Below are 16,450 nucleotides of genomic sequence, written 5' to 3'. Positions count from 1 at the left end.
TATTGTACTGGCCCGGCTGCCGCGCTCGCCCGTGCCCGCTTTAAGCCGGACCGGTTTCCGCCATCGCGTCGATGCGCGCGCGCATGCGCCGCCAGTGCGAGCCTTCCCAGAAGACGCGCCGGCAGACGTCGCAGGTGACGAAGCGCGTGTGGCGTTCGCGCACGCCGTCGGGCACGCGGCCGTCGATCTCGTCGGGCGCGGCGGCACGCAGCGGCGCGTTGCACATCAGGCACAGGCGGAACGCGCGCACATGGGCGGCGAGATTCAGCCGGTCCGCGATCTCGCGCCATTGTTCGTCCGGTTGCAGCGCGCGCACGTAGCAGCCGTGCAGCACGGTGCGGCGCTTCAGCAACTCGCGGTCGCGGGTAAGCACGACGCGCGATTCTTCGTGCGCGAGGCGCTCGATTTCATCGTCGGGGAAGTTGTTGTCGTAGCGCGTGTCGAAGCCCGCGAGCCGCAGCAGTTGCGCGAGCCCGCCGAGATGCGCGTCCGCGATGAAGCGCAGATTCGCCGGCTGCAAAGGCGGGCGCAGCAGCGAGCCGCCATCCGCTCGGCTCGGCGGCGCGTGGCCCGCCGGATACACCTCGATGAAGTCGCCGGGCTGAATCTGCGCGTCGAAGCCGGCGGGCATGCCGTTACGCACGATCAAGCCGACTTCGGTGTGCGGCACGCCGAGCGCTTCGATCATGTGCTTGGTCGACGATGTCGGCGGGCACGCGCACTCGAACGTTCGCCCTCGCTGCGGCCGGGCGAGGAAGTCGTTCAGTTCATCGTGAAAATGAAAGCGCGCGTTGACCATGCGAGCAAGTATGGCATTGCGCGCCGCTGCGTGCTGCCGGGCGATGTGCTCTACTGGCGCACGGCCGCGCGCCGGGGGCGCGACGGGAACTCATGAAAGGAGCACAGGCAATGGATATCGGATTCATCGGATTGGGCGAAATGGGCGGCGCGATGGCGAGCAACGCGCTGAAAGCGGGCCACTCGGTGCGCGTATGGAACCGCTCGCGCGAGAAAACGCGGGCATTGGCGGACCAGGGCGCGTCCGTGGTCGATACGCCGGAGCAGGCGTTTTCCGGCGATGCCGTCTTCTCCATGCTCGCCGACGACAACGCGCTGCGCTCGGTTCTCGTCGAAGGCGGCTTGCTCAAGCATGCTTCGAAGGATGCTTCGAAGCGCCTCGTGCACGTGAACATGGCGACGATCTCGACTGCGCTCGCCGTCGAGCTCGCGCAGTTGCACGCGCAGCACGGCGTCGGCTATGTGGCGGCGCCGGTGCTCGGCCGGCCGGATGTCGCCGCGGCGGGCAAGCTCAACATTCTCGCGGCGGGCGCGGATGCGGACATCGAACGCGTGCAGCCGGTGCTGGACGCAATGGGCCAGAAGACGTGGCGCGTCGGCCAGCAGCCCGAGCACGCGAACGTGCTGAAGCTCGCGGCGAATTTCATGCTGGGCTCGGCTATCGAGACCGTCGGCGAAGCGGCGGCGCTCGTCACGGGTCACGGCATCGAGGCGCAGACCTTTCTCGATGTCATCACGAACTCGCTGTTTCCGGGGCCGGTGTATCAGGGCTACGGGAAGATGATCGCGGAGCGCCGCTATGAACCTGCGCTCTTCAAGGCGCGTCTCGGGCTGAAGGACGTGCGCCTCGCGATTGCAGCCGGCGAAGCCGTGAACGTGCCGTTGCCCGTGGCGAGCGTGGTGCGCGATAACCTGGTCGATGCTCTCGCTCACGGCGACGGCGAGAAGGACTTCGCGGTGCTGGGTCAAGTGGCGGCGCGGCGCGCGGGGCAGTGACTTCGGGGCGGGGAAGACGCGGCATAATCGACGCCCCGCTGTTTTCCAATGATCCGCAATGAGTCTGCATGTCTGATGGTTATTCGTCGCCACGGCGTTCGTCGTATCCGCGATTCCGGGGCCCAGCATGCTGCTCGTGATGACGCACGGCGCGCGCTTCGGGCTGCGCCGCTCCGTCGCGACGATGGCCGGCAGTCTCAGCGCGCTCGTTCTGATGTTGTCGATATCGGCGGCGGGGCTCGGCGTTTTTCTGCAAGCGTGGCCGCGTCTCTTCGACGCGCTGCGCCTGACCGGCGCGGCGTATCTCGTTTGGCTCGGCGTGAAGAGCTGGCGCGCGAAGGCGAGCGCGGTCGAAGTGCGCGACGAGGGCTACGGTACGCGTGCGTGGTCGGTGCCGCCATCCGCGCTCTTTCGCAACGGCTTTCTGATTGCGGGCAGCAATCCAAAGTCGATCTTCTTCGCGGCAGCGCTTCTGCCGCAATCCATCGATGCGTCGCGGCCCATGCTGCCGCAATTCGCATTGCTCGCCGCGACGCTGGCGGTCATCCAAGTCGGTTGGTCTGCGGTCTACGCGGGGTTCGGCTCGCGCATCGGCGACAAGCTGAAAAGCGCGGCGGTCGCGCAGGCGTTCAACCGGCTGACCGGCGGACTCTTCGTGGGCTTCGGCGCGATGATGGCGCTTCTTCGGCATTGAATTTTCACCGCCGAAGTTATGTGCGCTAGCGCTCCAAGCGTCGAGCGAACGGGCGCACGGTTTGCTCGACTTGTGTCGAAGTTTGATTCGGTTCCGAACAGACGAGAGCAGGCGGGCGATGGATAGTGGCTCGGACATCGGTCTTACGTTTGCGGCAAACGGTGCGCGGGCTCGTGGCCTGGTGAGGCCGTTTGGGCGGGACTCCGATGCAGGCTTGCGCCGTAGCGGCGGCAGACTGCGCGGCGTGAATGCCGAGACGAAGAAGGCGTGCAGTGAAGCGTCGGTTCTGGATGCAGTTGCGAAGCGGACAGCGGCCGACCGCGATGCATGGCGCCGCACGAATGGCTGAAGCCCTAAGTGCGGCCGACCGCGATGCATGGGGCGCACGAAGGGCTAAAGCCCTAAGTGCAGCCGACCGCGATGCATGGGGCCGCACTAAGGGCTAAAGCCCTGACTGCCGCCGACAGGAGACACGGATGCAAGCGAAGATTTCAGGCGTCGCGCTCGCCGCACTTTATTGCGGTGTGCTGACGACCGCGCCCGCCGCCCGCGCCGACGATACGCCCAGCCCCTGCGATGCGCTCAAGCGCATCGTCGCGGCATCGCCGACTTTCTCCTCGCTCACGGCCAGCGACGGCCGGCCGCTCGCGCTGCCTTACGGCGACGACGCCCAGTGCGCCGCCTCGCAGACGAACTATCGCTGCACCTGGACGCCGCGCGGCGGCTCCAGCGCCGACGCGCTGCAAGGCGTCGCCGCTGACATCGCCTCGTGTCTGCCGGACGCGACGCACGATCAAAACTCGCCCGCGCGTCAGCATTTCTATATCGGCGCACGCGGCGCGCGCACCGAAATCACGGCGGCACAGGCCGGTTCCAACAAGCTGAACCTCGAAATCCACGCGAACCGGTGAGGCCATCATGACCAAGCGCATCCTGATAGCCGATGACGACGACGACGCGCTCGCCGGCCTCGCCAATCTGCTCAACGGCATGGGTCACGAAGTGGCGCTCGCCGCCGACGGCGCGCAGGCCGTGGAAGTGGCGGCGCAGTTCGCGCCGGAAGTGGTCATTCTCGATCTCGGCATGCCGCTCGTCGACGGGCTCGCCGCCGCGCGGGCGCTGCGCGAATCGCCGAACGGGGCCGCCATGCTGCTCGTCGCGCTAACGGGGTGGGGCCAGCCGCAGCATCGCGATATGACGTTGGAGGCGGGCTTCGACATCCACCTCGTCAAACCTGTTTCGGCGGATCAGCTGCAATTCATCCTGTCGATGACACAGCCCTGATCGCTCTTGTTGCATCGCACCAAATTTCTTGCTATAGTGGTTCCCGTCTCCTCCATGTCTCCACTGATATGGATTCAGCCCGCCAACCTAGGCGGGCTTTTTTTCGTCCGTCGGTTTCGTGTTGCGGCGCATGAAAAAGCCGGCCCGCAGGCCGGCTCGTCCTCGACACGTGCGCGAATCAGCGCGATCAGCGCGCCAGCCCAGTCGCTTCGTCCGCGCCGATGGCAAGATTCATGCACTGAATCGCCGCACCCGACGCGCCCTTGCCCAGATTGTCCAGCCGCGTCACGGTGACAAACCGCTCGTCGTTGCCGAACACGAAGACGTCGACGCGATTCGTGTCGTTGCAGGCTTGGGCGTCGAAGAAGCCGTTGTCCAGATTGCTCTCGGCGTCGAACGGCATCACGCGCACGAACGGCTCACCCGCATAGTATTCGGCGAGCATGTCGCGCACGTCCTGCGGCTTGGCGGCGCGCGCAAGCTGATCGGGGGAGAAGTAGGTCGTGACCGCGAGACCCTTCAGGAACGGTCCGACGATCGGCGTGAAAATCGGCGCGCGCGACAAGCCGGTGCGCACCGACATTTCCGGCAGATGCTTGTGCGTCAAGCCGAGCGCGTAGGCGCGCGGGCTATTGAGGCGCGCGTCGCCGCCCGCTTCGTATTCCGCGATCATCTTTTTGCCGCCGCCGCTGTAGCCGGTGATCGAATAGGCGTGCGCGTGAAAATCGGCCGGCACGAGCCCGCCCGCGACGAGCGGCTGCATGGACAGCACGAACGCCGATGCGTGGCAGCCCGGCACCGCGATGCGTTTGGCCGTGCGCAGCCGTTCACGCTGCGCGCGGGAAAGCTCGGGCAGGCCGTACGCCCAGTCGTCGTGCGTGCGAAACGCGGTGCTCGCGTCGATCACGCAGGTCCGGTCGTTGCCCGGCTCCACGAGCGACACCGACTCGCGGGAGGCGACATCCGGCAGGCACAGGAACGTCACGTCCGACGCGTTGATCAGACGGCGGCGCTCCTCGACATCCTTGCGCTTCGCCTCGTCGATGCGCAGCACTTCGATGTCACGGCGCTGCGACAGATATTCGAAAATCTTCAGGCCGGTGGTGCCTTCCTGTCCGTCGACAAATACTTTCGTGGTCATCTCGATCTCGCTGGTTCGTGGCCGCCGCGCGTGCGCCGCCGCAAAACCGCCATTTTAAGTCGATTTCGGGACGGGTTGATGTCGATTGCTGCGCGGAATTCGAAGGTGCGAGAGCGCGGCAGCGAAGCGTACGCGCCGTCGATTCGCGAGACTACCCGCCGAAACCGCGCGGCTGCTGCTCACGCGTCAAGGCGTGACCGGAGCCGCTTACGATGCGCCCGGACGGTCCGCCCACCGCGCGGCGACGGCGGCGATGCGCGCGCCGAACGTCTTCGCCGTCTCGATGTCGCCGGGCGGCGGCGCTTCTTCCGGCGACGCATCCGCAGGCGCTTGCGTGAGCAGGCCCGTGAAGCCGCCGACGAAGTTCAGGTCGTTGCGCGTGGCCGCTTTAGTGTTCGACGGCATGATGCCCGCGCCGACCCAGATCATGCCGTGCTGCATCGCCAGCGTGACGAAGTAGGAAATGGTCAGGAACTTGTCGCCGTTCATGTGCGCGGAGTTGGTAAAGCCCGCCGCGATCTTGTCTTTCCACTTCTGCTCGAACCACGGTTTGGAACTGGCGTCGGCGAATTTCTTGAAGTCGGCGGACGGTCCGCCCATGTAGGTCGGTGCGCCGAACACGATGGCGTCGGCGGCTTCGAGCTCGGCCCAGGCGGCGTCGTCCATCTCGCCGACGGGCATCAGCCTGCCGTTCGCGCCGGCGTCGGTTGCGCCGGTGAGCACGGCTTCCGCGACCTTCTTCGTGTGACCGTAGCCGCTGTGATAGACGATGACGATGTTCGGCATGATTCCCTCTTGCCGCGCGTGGCGGCGCGCGCCAGCGACGCGCGTGTTGCATGGTGAGCGGCGGTCGTGTCCCGGTGCGCGGTTTCGCGGCGATGCATGGCGCACGCGGCGGCCGAAACATGGACGCACGGACGCAGTCAGTCTAGCGCAGCCGTTTTCCGTGCTACCGGGGCTACCGCACGCTCACCCGCACGCGGCGAAACAATCGCGCGGGCGCTATCGTCCGGCGGAAAAGGTCAATTGCGCGCTCGCGATGGCCGTCGCGCGGATTTCGTGATCGAACATGAGCGCCGGCGTGCCTTGGCGCAGGCGCAAGTCGGAGCTGTTCAGCGCGTACACGGTCACGATGTAGCGATGCGGCTTGCCGGGCGGCGGGCAGGGGCCGCCGTAGCCGTCCGCGCCCCAGTCGTTGCGCGCCTCGACCGCGCCGATCTTGCGCAGCGCGCCCGAGGCGCTCGCATTCGCCGGCAAGTGCGTCACGGTCGGCGGAATGCCGGCGACGGCCCAGTGCCACCAGCCGCGTCCCGGCGCGTCGGGATCGAAAATCGTCACCGCGAAACTGCGCGTCTGCGCGGGCGCGCCGCGCCACGAAAGCTGCGGCGAGCGGTTGCCGCCCTTGCAGTCCGAATCGCTGAATAGCAGTTCGCGCCCGATGGTCTTGCCCGGCGTCAGTTCCGGGCTCGTCACGGAGAAGACGTCTTGCGCGGCCGCGCCGCGCGCATGACATAGAAGCGCCGCCGCACTTGCGACGCCGAACGTGAATGCAGCGACAGCGTGACCGGAACGCACGTTCCGACTTGCGAGGCGCATGGCTGACTCCTGGCAGCGGGTGGAACCCATATAGCAGCGTTTCGCCGGCTGCAACGATGTTTTTTGTCTCAGTGATGCGCTTCGTAGGAGGATGCAGTTTAACATTGCAACAAAGCATTAAAAGCTTGATCCTTGGGCCAAACCTATGGCGCGAAATCAGTCGTCTTTCTTTGTGCGCGCGGCTGATGGTGAAGACTCAAACTCGTAGATCAACATATGAACCATTTGAACTTGATTCGCGTGGCAGTCAGTCGACCGGATTTGGGAGAAGAATAAATGAGCCAGCGAATTCAGGTCATCATTGCGGACGACCATCCCGTGATTTTGTTCGGCGCCGCGCAGGCGCTCAGCAAGTTCCCGGAAGTCGATGTCGTTGGCCAGGCGCGTCAATCCACCGAGCTCGTCCAGCTACTGCAAAAAACGCCGTGCGACGTGCTGGTGACGGATCTCGCCATGCCCGGCGGTTCATACGGCGACGGCATGCCGCTCCTCGGCTACATCGGCCGCCAGTTCCCGAAGGTGCGGCTCGTCGTGCTGACCATGCTCGAAAATCCGGCTTTGCTCAAACGTTTGCGCGAAGTCGGCGTCGTGTCGATCATCAACAAGGCCGACGACATGAATCACATCGGCTGGGCGATCCAGCACGTGATGCGCGGGCAGGAGTATCTGGGGCCGTCGGTGAAGGCGGCGCTCGACAGCATGGGCATCGGCGCGTCCGGGCAGCAGCGCGGCGTCATCCTGTCGAAGCGCGAACTCGAAGTGGTGCGCCTTTTCGTGTCCGGCATGACCATTACGGAAATCGCGGGGCAACTGCGGCGCAGTATCAAGACCATCAGCACGCAGAAGAACACGGCAATGCGCAAACTCGGAATCGAACGAGATTCCGAATTATTCCAGTACGCGCAAAGCAACGGATTAATGAACCTCTCTGCCTATACGGGCGACGGTACGCTGGAAGATACGCCGCTGTCGGATTCGAAATCGTTATAGATGCCAATCTGCAAAAATAAAAAAGCCGCTGACTGAAATCAGCGGCTTTTTGTTTTAATCGCCTAACAGCAACGATTAATTATTGCGGCGTGGCAGTGGCGCCGCCGTGCGCTGCCGACCATTCGGCCGGCGCGTGCAGGAATTTCTCGACTTCATCGAGCGTCTTGGTTTCGAAATAGCCTTCTTCCTTCGCGACGCGCAAGACGTCCCACCACGTGGCGAGCGCGTGGAGATCCACGTCGATGTCCTTCAGCACGGACACGCTCTCCTTGAAGATGTTGTAGTGGAAGAGCACGAAGCAGTGGTTGACCGTCGCGCCAGCCGTGCGCAACGCGTTGATGAAGTTGATCTTGCTGCGGCTGTCCGTGGTCAGGTCTTCGACCAGCAGCACGCGCTGGCCTTCGGTCAGCAGACCTTCGATCTGCGCGTTACGGCCGAAACCCTTCGGCTTCTTGCGCACGTACTGCATCGGCACCATCAGACGGTCGGCGATCCACGCGGCAAACGGGATGCCGGCGGTCTCGCCACCCGCGACGGCGTCGATCTGCTCGTAGCCGACATCGCGCAGGATGGTGGCTTCGGCCATTTCCATCAGGCCGCGGCGCACGCGCGGATACGAGATCAGCTTGCGGCAGTCGATGTACACCGGGCTCGCCCAGCCGGACGTGAAGATGAACGGTTTTTCCGCGTTGAAGTGCACCGCCTGCACTTCGAGCAGCATCTTGGCGGTGGTGTCGGAGATCGTCTGGCGATCGAAGCCTGTCATGGGCGAATCCTTGGACTGATGTGGCGCTTCTGGAAGCGGAAGGCGGCCGCGAGGGCCCTGGCGCATGAACCGGACGCCGACGAGCCGTCTTTCGAAGGGCTGTCCGGCGTTTTTCTGCGCGCGTGTCGACGGGACCGGGCGCTGGAAGCGCCTGCGTTGTCCCATGCACAGCTAACCCGCGATTTTACCCGAGCCTGCGCGGCGGGGCGAGCAGCGCGGCGGCGCGCGTCCGGGCGACTTTTTTTGCGGTTGTGACGGCGGGCCGCTCGCCAGTACACTCGCCGCGCCTTCCGATTCATTTTCGCGATGAGACCCGCTTCCCGCCCGACCGATTCTTCCGACTTGCCTGCTCCGTTGCCTCGCCACGCGTGGCATGCGCTCGCCGCATCCGTGCTCGGCTACGCGATGGACGGCTTCGACTTGCTGATTCTCGGCTTCATGCTTCCCGTCATCGCTGCCGACTTGCATCTGACGCCCGCGCAATCCGGCGCGCTCGTCACGTGGACGCTCGCGGGCGCGGTGGCGGGCGGCGTCGTGTTCGGCGTGCTGTCGGACTACGTCGGGCGCGTGCGCATGCTCACGTGGACCATTCTGGTGTTCGCCGTCTTCACGGGCCTCTGCGCGCTCGCACGCGGATACGGCGACTTGCTGTTCTATCGGACGCTGGCAGGCGTCGGGCTGGGCGGCGAGTTCGGCATCGGCATGGCGCTCGTCGCGGAAGCGTGGCCCGCTCGGCAGCGGGCGCGCGTGTCGTCGTATGTGGGGCTCGGCTGGCAGCTCGGCGTGCTCGCCGCTGCGCTCCTCACGCCGCTGCTTCTGCCGATGATCGGCTGGCGCGGCATGTTCGCCGTCGGCCTGATGCCGGCCGTCGTCTCGTTTCTGGTGCGGCGGCGCGTGGCCGAACCCGCGCTTTTCACCGCGCGCCGCACGGAAAGCGCCGCGCGCAAGCTGCCGCTCAAGCGCCTGTTCGACAATGCGCGCACCGCACGCGCGAGCCTCGGCGTGATCGTGCTGTGTTCGGTGCAGAACTTCGGTTATTACGGGCTGATGATCTGGCTGCCGAGCTATCTGTCGAAGACGTTCGGCTATTCGCTCACGAAGTCCGGCGTTTGGACGGCCGCAACGGTGCTCGGCATGGCGCTCGGCATCTGGCTGTTCGGCATCGCGGCCGACCGCTTCGGACGGAAGCCCGCGTTTCTCGTCTATCAGATCGGCGCGGTCGCCATGGTTTTCGTCTATTCGAACCTGACGAGCCCGGCTGCGCTCCTGATCGGCGGCGCGGCGATGGGCGTGTTCGTCAACGGCATGATCGGCGGCTACGGCGCGCTGATTTCCGAGATCTATCCGACCGAAGCGCGCGCCACCGCGCAGAACGTGCTGTTCAACATTGGGCGCGCGGTCGGCGGACTCGGGCCGGTGGTCGTGGGCGCGCTCGCGGCGCGCTATACGTTCGCGGTGGCGCTCGCATTTCTCGCCAGCATCTATCTGCTGGATGTCGCGGCGACGCTCTTTCTGATCCCCGAAAAGCGCGGCGCGGAACTCGACTGAAAGGCGCGGCGTGCGTCTTCTTCCGACGAAACGCACGCCCAGCAACGCTTCCGCGTGAAATGCTGCTTCGCGCCATTTGGGATACGCGGTGTACACTGAACGACCCAAAACAAGGCTCCGTTCGCCCGCTTCATCCCTGCCGGGCGGCACGCTGCGTCTATCCGACGCGCCGGGTGACTACAACATTGGTCCATCGATTCACATCCCGCCCACAGTGCCGAGCGGCCGCCGGCTGTGAACCCTGTTCAAAAAATCTCTAACGTCTCAGGCTAATCATGGACGAACAACTGAAGCAAAGCGCTCTCGCGTACCACCAGAATCCGCGTCCCGGCAAGATTTCCGTCACGCCGACCAAGCCGCTATCCAACCAGCTCGACTTGTCGCTCGCGTATTCGCCGGGCGTCGCGGCTGCGTGCATGGCGATCTACGACGAACCGCTCGACGCGCAGAAGTACACGTCGCGCGCGAACCTCGTCGGCGTCGTGACGAACGGCACCGCCGTGCTCGGCCTCGGCAACATCGGACCGCTCGCGGCCAAGCCGGTCATGGAAGGCAAAGGGTGCCTGTTCAAGAAGTTCGCGGGCATCGACGTGTTCGACATCGAACTGAACGAGACGGACCCGGACAAGCTCGTCGACGCCATCGCGATGCTCGAACCGACGCTCGGCGGCATCAATCTGGAAGACATCAAGGCGCCGGAATGCTTCTACATCGAAAAGAAGCTGCGCGAGCGCATGAAGATTCCCGTCTTCCATGACGATCAGCACGGTACGGCGATCATCGCGTCGGCGGCGATACTCAACGGCCTGAAAGTGGTCGGCAAGACGCTCGACAACGTGAAGCTGGTCTGCTCGGGCGCGGGCGCGGCGGCCATCGCGTGTCTGGACCTGCTCATCGATCTGGGCCTGAAGAAGTCGAACACGATCGTCGTCGACTCGAAGGGCGTGATTTACGAAGGGCGCGGCAATCTGGATGCGTCGAAGGAGCGGTATCAGGCGAGCACCGACGCGCGCACGCTCGGCGACGCGATGCACGGCTGCGACGTGTTCCTCGGCTGTTCGAGCGCGGGCGTGCTCAAGCCGGAAATGGTCGCGACCATGGCCGACAAGCCGCTGATTCTCGCGCTGGCGAATCCCGAGCCGGAAATCCGGCCGGAAGAGGCGAAGAAGGTGCGCCCGGACTGCATCATCGCGACGGGCCGTTCGGACTATCCGAACCAGGTCAACAACGTGCTGTGCTTCCCGTTCATCTTCCGTGGCGCGCTCGACGTCGGCGCGACGACCATCACGGAAGAGATGAAGCTCGCGTGTGTGCGGGCGATCGCGGAACTCGCCGAAGAAACCGATCAGGGCGATGAAGTCGCGAAAGCGTACGAGGGCCATTCGCTCGAATTCGGTCCGGAGTATCTGATTCCGAAGCCGTTCGATCCGCGTCTCATCATCAAGATTGCGCCGGCTGTCGCGCAAGCCGCGATGGACTCAGGCGTCGCGACGCGCCCGATTCAGGACATGGACGCGTACCGCGAGACGCTCGGCGCGACCGTCTACCGCACGGGCATGGTGATGCGCCCGGTGTTCGCGGCGGCGAAGGCGGCGCCGGCGCGCATCGCGTTTGCGGAAGGCGAGGACGAGCGCGTGCTGCGCGCCGCGCAGTTCGTGCTGCTGGAGAAGATCGCGAAGCCGATCATCATCGGCCGGCCCGCGGTCGTCGAAATGCGTTTGCAGAAGATGGGCTCGAAGCTGAAGCCGGGCGTCGATTTCGAGGTCGTGAATCCGGAAGACGATCCGCGCTATCAGAAAAGCTGGCAGGCGTATCACGAGATCGCCGCGCGTCAGGGCGTGACGCCGGACAGCGCGAAGGCGGCGCTGCGCAAGTTCAACACGCTGATTGGCGCGATCCTCGTTCATATGGGCGATGCGGACGGCATGATCTGCGGCCTCATCGACACGTATCAGGATCACCTGAAGTTCATCGACCAGGTGCTCGGCAAGGCGGAAGGCGCGGACAACTTCGCGGCGATGAACCTGCTGATGCTGCAAGGGCGCAATATCTTCATCAGCGACACGTACGTCAACGAATTGCCGACGCCCGAGCAACTCGCCGACATGACGATTCTCGCGGCGCGCGAAATCGAGCGATTCGGCATTCAGCCGAAGGTCGCGCTGGTGTCGAACTCGAACTTCGGCAGCGTGCCGAGCGCATCGAGCAAGCGCATGGCCGAGGCGCGCAAGCTGATCGCGGAACGCGCCCCGGATCTCGAAGTCGATGGCGAAATGCACGGCGATGCGGCTTTGTCGGAAAGCGTGCGTAAGGCGGCGTTCCCCGGCACGACGCTTTCGGGCGAGGCGAATCTGCTCATCATGCCGAACGTGGAAGCGGCGAATATCACGTACAACTTGCTGAAGATGGTGAGCGGCGAGGGCGTGACGGTCGGGCCGTTCCTGCTCGGCGCGTCGAAGCCGGTTCATATTCTGACGCCGGCGGCGACCGTGCGGCGGATTATTAATATGACGGCGGTGGCGAGTGCAAATGCCAGCGTGATGAAGGCGAAATAACGCGGTTTAGCGAAGAAGTAATGGACGGCGATTCGGGAGACTGGATCGCCGTTTTTTTTTCGTTGGCGGCTTATCCTGAACAGTCGAATCTCTACGGTCTCGCCCATGATTCAATTCGGAATACGAATCAAGGAATGGAGCAGGCGTTGGAGATTATCGTTGAAACGTTCCGTGCACGCGGCGAGAACTCGGCTTCACCCGTGCGCGTGCGTCCGCTAGCGGGCCAAGGATTCAGCACGGAACTCCGTGTCGAGTGCAGCAAAAGCATGCGTGCCCAGTATCCGGTCGGTACGCTGTTTCGCCTGGACGTGAGGTTGATTCATCGTCTGGCAACGCCGTTGCTTTACGCGCACCACGCAGCGCCGTTCGAGCGAGTCGGCTCAGACGAAGCGTACCGATTCATCGAAACGATGTTCGGCAACGGGGACGCATCGAAATAAAAAAGGCGATTCGCTTTCGCGAATCGCCTTCGAACGTGTATCGCCGAAGATCAAGCCACCTGCCGCTTTTCCCCACTCTGATCCCGCCACCGCGCCAGCAACTTCTCCCACTTCACCTTCGCCGCCTTGACGTTGTTTTCCTTGATGTGCCCATAACCGCGCATTGAATCCGGAAGGCTCGCCATTTCGATGGCCAGCGGCAGCTTCTGCGGCGTCAATCCAGCGATCACTTCCTGGATCAGCGCTTCATATTCGCCGATCAAGGCCCGCTCCATCTTCCGTTCTTCCGTGCGGCCGAACGGATCGAGCGCCGTCCCGCGCAGGAACTTCAGCCGCGCGAGAACGCGCATCGCGGACATCATCCACGGACCGTACTGCTTCTTCACCAGATGCCCATGCGCGTCCTTCTTCGAGAAAGACGGCGGCGCGAGATGCATCTTGATCTTCCAGTCGCCTTCGAAGCTGCTCTTCACCTTCTCGATGAACGCCGGATCGGCATACAAACGCGCGACTTCGTACTCGTCCTTGTAGGCCATCAATTTGTGCAGATTCTTCGCAACGGCCTCGGTCAGCAGATAATCGCCGACGCCCAGTTCCGCTTCCGCCGCGCGCACTTGCGCGACGAGCCGTCCGTACTTCGCGGCATACGCGGCGTTCTGATACTTCGAGAGATAGTCGAGGCGCTTGTCGATCAGCGCATCCAGCGCCTTCGGCGTATGCAGCGCGATGACCTTGGCCGGCGTCGCATCGTGCGTCCCTTGCGCGAGACGCGTGACAGCCGGGAGATCGTGCGCGGCGCGGCGGCCCCATTCGAACGCGGCGAGATTCTTCTCGACCTGCACGGCGTTCAGCTCGATCGCGCGCACGATCGACTCATGCCGCAGCGGCACCCAGCCCATCTGCCACGCATAGCCGAGCACGAACGGATTCGTGTAGATCGCGTCGCCCATCAGCGCGACGGCGAAGCGGTTCGCATCGACGAGCGCGACATGCTCGCCCGCGGCGGCGCGAATATTGGCTTCCGCGCTCGCGCCCGGAAAGCGCCAGTTCGGGTCCTTGATGAACGCGGCCGTCGGCGTCTGCGCGCTGTTCACGACCACGCGCGTGCGGCCCGGCTGCATCCGCGAGCCGCATTCGTCGCTGGCCGTGACGATCGCATCGCAGCCGATGACGAGATCCGCCTCGCCCATCGCGATGCGCGTCGCGTGAATGTCGGTCGGTTGGTTCGCGATCTGCACGTGGCTCATCACGGCGCCGCCTTTCTGCGCGAGGCCGGTCACGTCCAGCACAGTGACGCCCTTTTGCTCCAGATGCGCCGCCATGCCGAGCAGCGCGCCGATGGTCACCACGCCCGTTCCGCCCACGCCCGTCACCAGCACGCCGTACGGCCGGCCGATTTCGGGCAGTTCGGGCGTCGGGACGGGCGGCATCGCGTCGCCGGCCACGCTCGTCGCCTTCGGCTTTTTCAACTGGCCGCCTTCCACCGTCACGAAGCTCGGGCAGAAGCCGTTCAGGCACGAGTAGTCCTTGTTGCACGTCGACTGGTTGATCTGCCGTTTCGTGCCGTACTCGGTGTCGAGCGGCTCGACGGACAGGCAGTTCGACTTCACCGAGCAATCGCCGCAGCCTTCGCACACGGCCTCGTTGATGACGACGCGCTTCGCCGGATCCGGAAACGCGCCGCGCTTCCTGCGGCGGCGCTTCTCGGTGGCGCAAGTCTGGTCGTAGATCAGAATCGACGTGCCGGGAATCTCGCGCAATTGGCGCTGTACGTCGTCGAGTTGTTCGCGATGATGCACGTCGATGCCCGGCGCGAGGCCGACGTCCGGCGTGTACTTCTCCGGCTGATCCGTGACGATGACGATCTTCGCCGCGCCTTCCGCCGCGAGCTGATGCGTGATCTGCGGCACGGTCAGCACGCCGTCGACCGGCTGGCCGCCTGTCATCGCGACCGCGTCGTTGTACAGAATCTTGTACGTGATGTTGACCTTCGACGCGATCGCCGCGCGAATGGCGAGCAGGCCGGAGTGGAAGTACGTGCCGTCGCCGAGATTGGCGAACACGTGCTTGTCGTTGGTGAACGGCGCTTGCCCGACCCACGCCACGCCTTCGCCGCCCATCTGGCTGAACGTGCTCGTGTTGCGGTCCATCCAGACCGTCATGTAGTGACAGCCGATGCCCGCCATCGCGCGCGATCCTTCCGGCACGTTCGTCGACGTGTTGTGCGGGCAGCCGGAGCAGAACCACGGCTTGCGCTCGGCGTCGACGCGCGGCCGCGCGAGCGCCTTTTCCTTCGCCTCGATCACGGCGATGCGCGCCGCGATGCGGGCGCGCACGTCGGCGGGCAGGTCGAACTTCGCGAGCCGCGCGGCGATGGCTTTCGCGATGATCGCCGGCGAAAGCTCGTAGTGCGCGGGCAGCAGCCAGTTGCCCATCGGCACGGACCATTCGCCGCCCGCGCCGTCTTTCTCGTCGAACTTGCCGAAGACGCGCGGACGCTGCGCATCCGGCCAGTTGTACAGTTCTTCCTTGATCGCGTATTCCAGAATCTGGCGCTTCTCTTCGACGACCAGAATTTCCTCTAGGCCGCGCGCGAATTCCTGCGCGCCTTGCGCTTCCAGCGGCCACACGCAGCCGACCTTGTACAGGCGAATGCCGATCTGCGCGCAGGTTTCATCGTCGAGGCCGAGATCGGTCAGCGCCTGACGCACGTCGAGATATGCCTTGCCGCCCGTCATGATGCCGAAGCGCGCGTGCGGCGCATCGATCTCGATGCGGTCCAGCTTGTTCGCGCGCACGTAGGCGAGCGCGGCGTACCACTTGTAGTCGAGCAGACGCGCTTCCTGCACGAGCGGCGGATCGGGCCAGCGGATGTTGAGGCCGCCGTCGGGCATCGCGAAATCGGTCGGAATCACGATTTGCGTGCGATGCGGGTCGATGTCCACCGACGCCGACGATTCCACCACGTCGGTCACGCATTTCATCGCGACCCAGAGGCCGGAGTAGCGGCTCATCGCCCAGCCGTGCAGGCCGAAGTCGAGATATTCTTGCACGTTCGACGGAAACAGCACCGGCAGCCCGCAGGCCTTGAAGATGTGCTCGGACTGGTGCGCGAGCGTCGATGACTTCGCCGCGTGGTCGTCGCCGGCGAGAACGAGCACGCCGCCGTGCTGCGACGATCCGGCCGAATTGCCGTGCTTGAAGACATCGGCGGAACGGTCGACGCCGGGGCCCTTGCCGTACCACATCGAAAAGACGCCGTCGTACTTCGCGCTCGGGTAGAGGTTGACTTGCTGCGATCCCCAGACGGCGGTCGCCGCGAGATCTTCGTTCACGCCCGGCTGAAACACGACCTGATGCGCGGCGAGGTACTTCTTCGCCTTCCAGAGCGACTGGTCGAGACCACCGAGGGGAGAACCGCGATAGCCGGAGATGAACCCGGCGGTGTTGAGACCTGCGGCTCTGTCGCGTTCTTGCTGGAGCATCGGCAGGCGAACCAGCGCCTGGATGCCGCTCATGTACGCGCGGCCGCGTTCGAGGGTGTACTTGTCGTCGAGCGTGACGGATTTCAGCGCGGCTTCTAGCGAAGCTCTTTGTTCTGCGTCTAGCGGGGCGTTCATTCTGTGTGCTCCTCCACCCGGA

14 protein-coding genes are annotated in these 16,450 nt (G+C 64.6%); 8 read left to right on the top strand and 6 right to left on the bottom strand.

Going from position 1 to position 16,450, the window contains the following annotated elements; translation table 11 throughout:
- Nucleotides 1-40: 40 nt before the first annotated feature.
- The gene (locus tag NCR35_RS00150) at nucleotides 41-799 is read right to left on the bottom strand and encodes a Mut7-C RNAse domain-containing protein (RefSeq protein ID WP_250532546.1); all 759 of its coding nucleotides are present in this window, start codon (nucleotides 797-799) and stop codon (nucleotides 41-43) included.
- A gap of 110 nt (nucleotides 800-909) precedes the next feature.
- Between NCR35_RS00150 and NCR35_RS00145 the strand changes: the two genes are divergently transcribed.
- The 4 genes from NCR35_RS00145 (at nucleotide 910) to NCR35_RS00130 (ending at nucleotide 3,772) form a co-directional block, all read left to right on the top strand.
- On the top strand, nucleotides 910-1,794 hold the full coding sequence (locus NCR35_RS00145) for an NAD(P)-dependent oxidoreductase (protein WP_250532545.1): 885 nt from the start codon (nucleotides 910-912) through the stop codon (nucleotides 1,792-1,794).
- 112 nt (nucleotides 1,795-1,906) lie between these two features.
- On the top strand, nucleotides 1,907-2,488 hold the full coding sequence (locus NCR35_RS00140) for a LysE family translocator (RefSeq protein WP_250532986.1): 582 nt from the start codon (nucleotides 1,907-1,909) through the stop codon (nucleotides 2,486-2,488).
- Between the two features lie 476 nt (nucleotides 2,489-2,964).
- On the top strand, nucleotides 2,965-3,399 hold the full coding sequence (locus NCR35_RS00135; RefSeq protein ID WP_250532544.1) for a hypothetical protein: 435 nt from the start codon (nucleotides 2,965-2,967) through the stop codon (nucleotides 3,397-3,399).
- Between the two features lie 7 nt (nucleotides 3,400-3,406).
- Nucleotides 3,407-3,772, top strand: coding sequence for a response regulator (locus NCR35_RS00130; RefSeq protein ID WP_244847419.1), 366 nt, complete (start codon nucleotides 3,407-3,409; stop codon nucleotides 3,770-3,772).
- A gap of 187 nt (nucleotides 3,773-3,959) precedes the next feature.
- Here NCR35_RS00130 and argC read toward each other — a convergent pair whose 3' ends face one another.
- The 3 genes from argC to NCR35_RS00115 all read right to left on the bottom strand — a co-directional run bounded on the left by argC (nucleotide 3,960) and on the right by NCR35_RS00115 (nucleotide 6,509).
- Nucleotides 3,960-4,913, bottom strand: coding sequence for an N-acetyl-gamma-glutamyl-phosphate reductase (argC, locus tag NCR35_RS00125; RefSeq protein WP_250532543.1), 954 nt, complete (start codon nucleotides 4,911-4,913; stop codon nucleotides 3,960-3,962).
- A gap of 207 nt (nucleotides 4,914-5,120) precedes the next feature.
- Nucleotides 5,121-5,699, bottom strand: a complete 579-nt coding sequence (locus NCR35_RS00120; protein ID WP_250532542.1) for a flavodoxin family protein — start codon at nucleotides 5,697-5,699, stop codon at nucleotides 5,121-5,123.
- Between the two features lie 216 nt (nucleotides 5,700-5,915).
- Nucleotides 5,916-6,509, bottom strand: a complete 594-nt coding sequence (locus NCR35_RS00115) for a YbhB/YbcL family Raf kinase inhibitor-like protein (RefSeq protein ID WP_250532541.1) — start codon at nucleotides 6,507-6,509, stop codon at nucleotides 5,916-5,918.
- A gap of 276 nt (nucleotides 6,510-6,785) precedes the next feature.
- Here NCR35_RS00115 and NCR35_RS00110 point away from each other — a divergent pair, with 276 nt between their 5' ends.
- Nucleotides 6,786-7,499, top strand: coding sequence for a response regulator (locus NCR35_RS00110; protein WP_250532540.1), 714 nt, complete (start codon nucleotides 6,786-6,788; stop codon nucleotides 7,497-7,499).
- 79 nt (nucleotides 7,500-7,578) lie between these two features.
- On the opposite strand, the gene NCR35_RS00105 is transcribed toward NCR35_RS00110, so the two are convergent.
- The gene (locus NCR35_RS00105; RefSeq protein WP_250532539.1) at nucleotides 7,579-8,265 is read right to left on the bottom strand and encodes an orotate phosphoribosyltransferase; all 687 of its coding nucleotides are present in this window, start codon (nucleotides 8,263-8,265) and stop codon (nucleotides 7,579-7,581) included.
- 306 nt (nucleotides 8,266-8,571) lie between these two features.
- Here NCR35_RS00105 and NCR35_RS00100 point away from each other — a divergent pair, with 306 nt between their 5' ends.
- The 3 genes from NCR35_RS00100 to NCR35_RS00090 all read left to right on the top strand — a co-directional run bounded on the left by NCR35_RS00100 (nucleotide 8,572) and on the right by NCR35_RS00090 (nucleotide 12,808).
- A complete protein-coding gene (locus NCR35_RS00100) occupies nucleotides 8,572-9,813 on the top strand; it encodes an MFS transporter (protein ID WP_250532538.1) in 1,242 nt (413 codons plus the stop codon).
- Between the two features lie 275 nt (nucleotides 9,814-10,088).
- Nucleotides 10,089-12,368, top strand: coding sequence for an NADP-dependent malic enzyme (locus tag NCR35_RS00095; protein ID WP_250532537.1), 2,280 nt, complete (start codon nucleotides 10,089-10,091; stop codon nucleotides 12,366-12,368).
- A 20-nt stretch (nucleotides 12,369-12,388) separates the two neighbouring features.
- Nucleotides 12,389-12,808 carry a hypothetical protein gene (locus NCR35_RS00090; protein WP_250532536.1) on the top strand — a complete coding sequence of 140 codons (420 nt, stop codon included), beginning with the start codon at nucleotides 12,389-12,391 and terminating at the stop codon, nucleotides 12,806-12,808.
- A gap of 50 nt (nucleotides 12,809-12,858) precedes the next feature.
- Here the strand turns inward: NCR35_RS00090 and NCR35_RS00085 are convergent, their stop codons facing one another.
- Nucleotides 12,859-16,428: an indolepyruvate ferredoxin oxidoreductase family protein gene (locus NCR35_RS00085; protein ID WP_250532535.1), complete on the bottom strand. Its 3,570-nt coding sequence runs from the start codon at nucleotides 16,426-16,428 to the stop codon at nucleotides 12,859-12,861.
- Between the last annotated feature and the right edge of the window lie 22 nt (nucleotides 16,429-16,450).

Origin of the sequence: Caballeronia sp. AZ10_KS36 (genome assembly GCF_023631105.1) — a bacterium.
Classification (GTDB): Bacteria; Pseudomonadota; Gammaproteobacteria; order Burkholderiales; family Burkholderiaceae; genus Caballeronia.
This window is presented reverse-complemented; position numbering and strand designations above follow the sequence as displayed.

What these genes read in the sequence shown, in the direction of transcription:
- NCR35_RS00150 (WP_250532546.1), bottom strand. Translation starts at nt 799, where the DNA reads ATGGTCAACGCGCGCTTTCATTTTCACGATGAACTGAACGACTTCCTC.
- NCR35_RS00145 (WP_250532545.1), top strand. Translation starts at nt 910, where the DNA reads ATGGATATCGGATTCATCGGATTGGGCGAAATGGGCGGCGCGATGGCG.
- NCR35_RS00135 (WP_250532544.1), top strand. Translation starts at nt 2,965, where the DNA reads ATGCAAGCGAAGATTTCAGGCGTCGCGCTCGCCGCACTTTATTGCGGT.
- NCR35_RS00130 (WP_244847419.1), top strand. Translation starts at nt 3,407, where the DNA reads ATGACCAAGCGCATCCTGATAGCCGATGACGACGACGACGCGCTCGCC.
- argC (WP_250532543.1), bottom strand. Translation starts at nt 4,913, where the DNA reads ATGACCACGAAAGTATTTGTCGACGGACAGGAAGGCACCACCGGCCTG.
- NCR35_RS00120 (WP_250532542.1), bottom strand. Translation starts at nt 5,699, where the DNA reads ATGCCGAACATCGTCATCGTCTATCACAGCGGCTACGGTCACACGAAG.
- NCR35_RS00115 (WP_250532541.1), bottom strand. Translation starts at nt 6,509, where the DNA reads ATGCGCCTCGCAAGTCGGAACGTGCGTTCCGGTCACGCTGTCGCTGCA.
- NCR35_RS00110 (WP_250532540.1), top strand. Translation starts at nt 6,786, where the DNA reads ATGAGCCAGCGAATTCAGGTCATCATTGCGGACGACCATCCCGTGATT.
- NCR35_RS00105 (WP_250532539.1), bottom strand. Translation starts at nt 8,265, where the DNA reads ATGACAGGCTTCGATCGCCAGACGATCTCCGACACCACCGCCAAGATG.
- NCR35_RS00100 (WP_250532538.1), top strand. Translation starts at nt 8,572, where the DNA reads ATGAGACCCGCTTCCCGCCCGACCGATTCTTCCGACTTGCCTGCTCCG.
- NCR35_RS00095 (WP_250532537.1), top strand. Translation starts at nt 10,089, where the DNA reads ATGGACGAACAACTGAAGCAAAGCGCTCTCGCGTACCACCAGAATCCG.
- NCR35_RS00090 (WP_250532536.1), top strand. Translation starts at nt 12,389, where the DNA reads ATGGACGGCGATTCGGGAGACTGGATCGCCGTTTTTTTTTCGTTGGCG.
- NCR35_RS00085 (WP_250532535.1), bottom strand. Translation starts at nt 16,428, where the DNA reads ATGAACGCCCCGCTAGACGCAGAACAAAGAGCTTCGCTAGAAGCCGCG.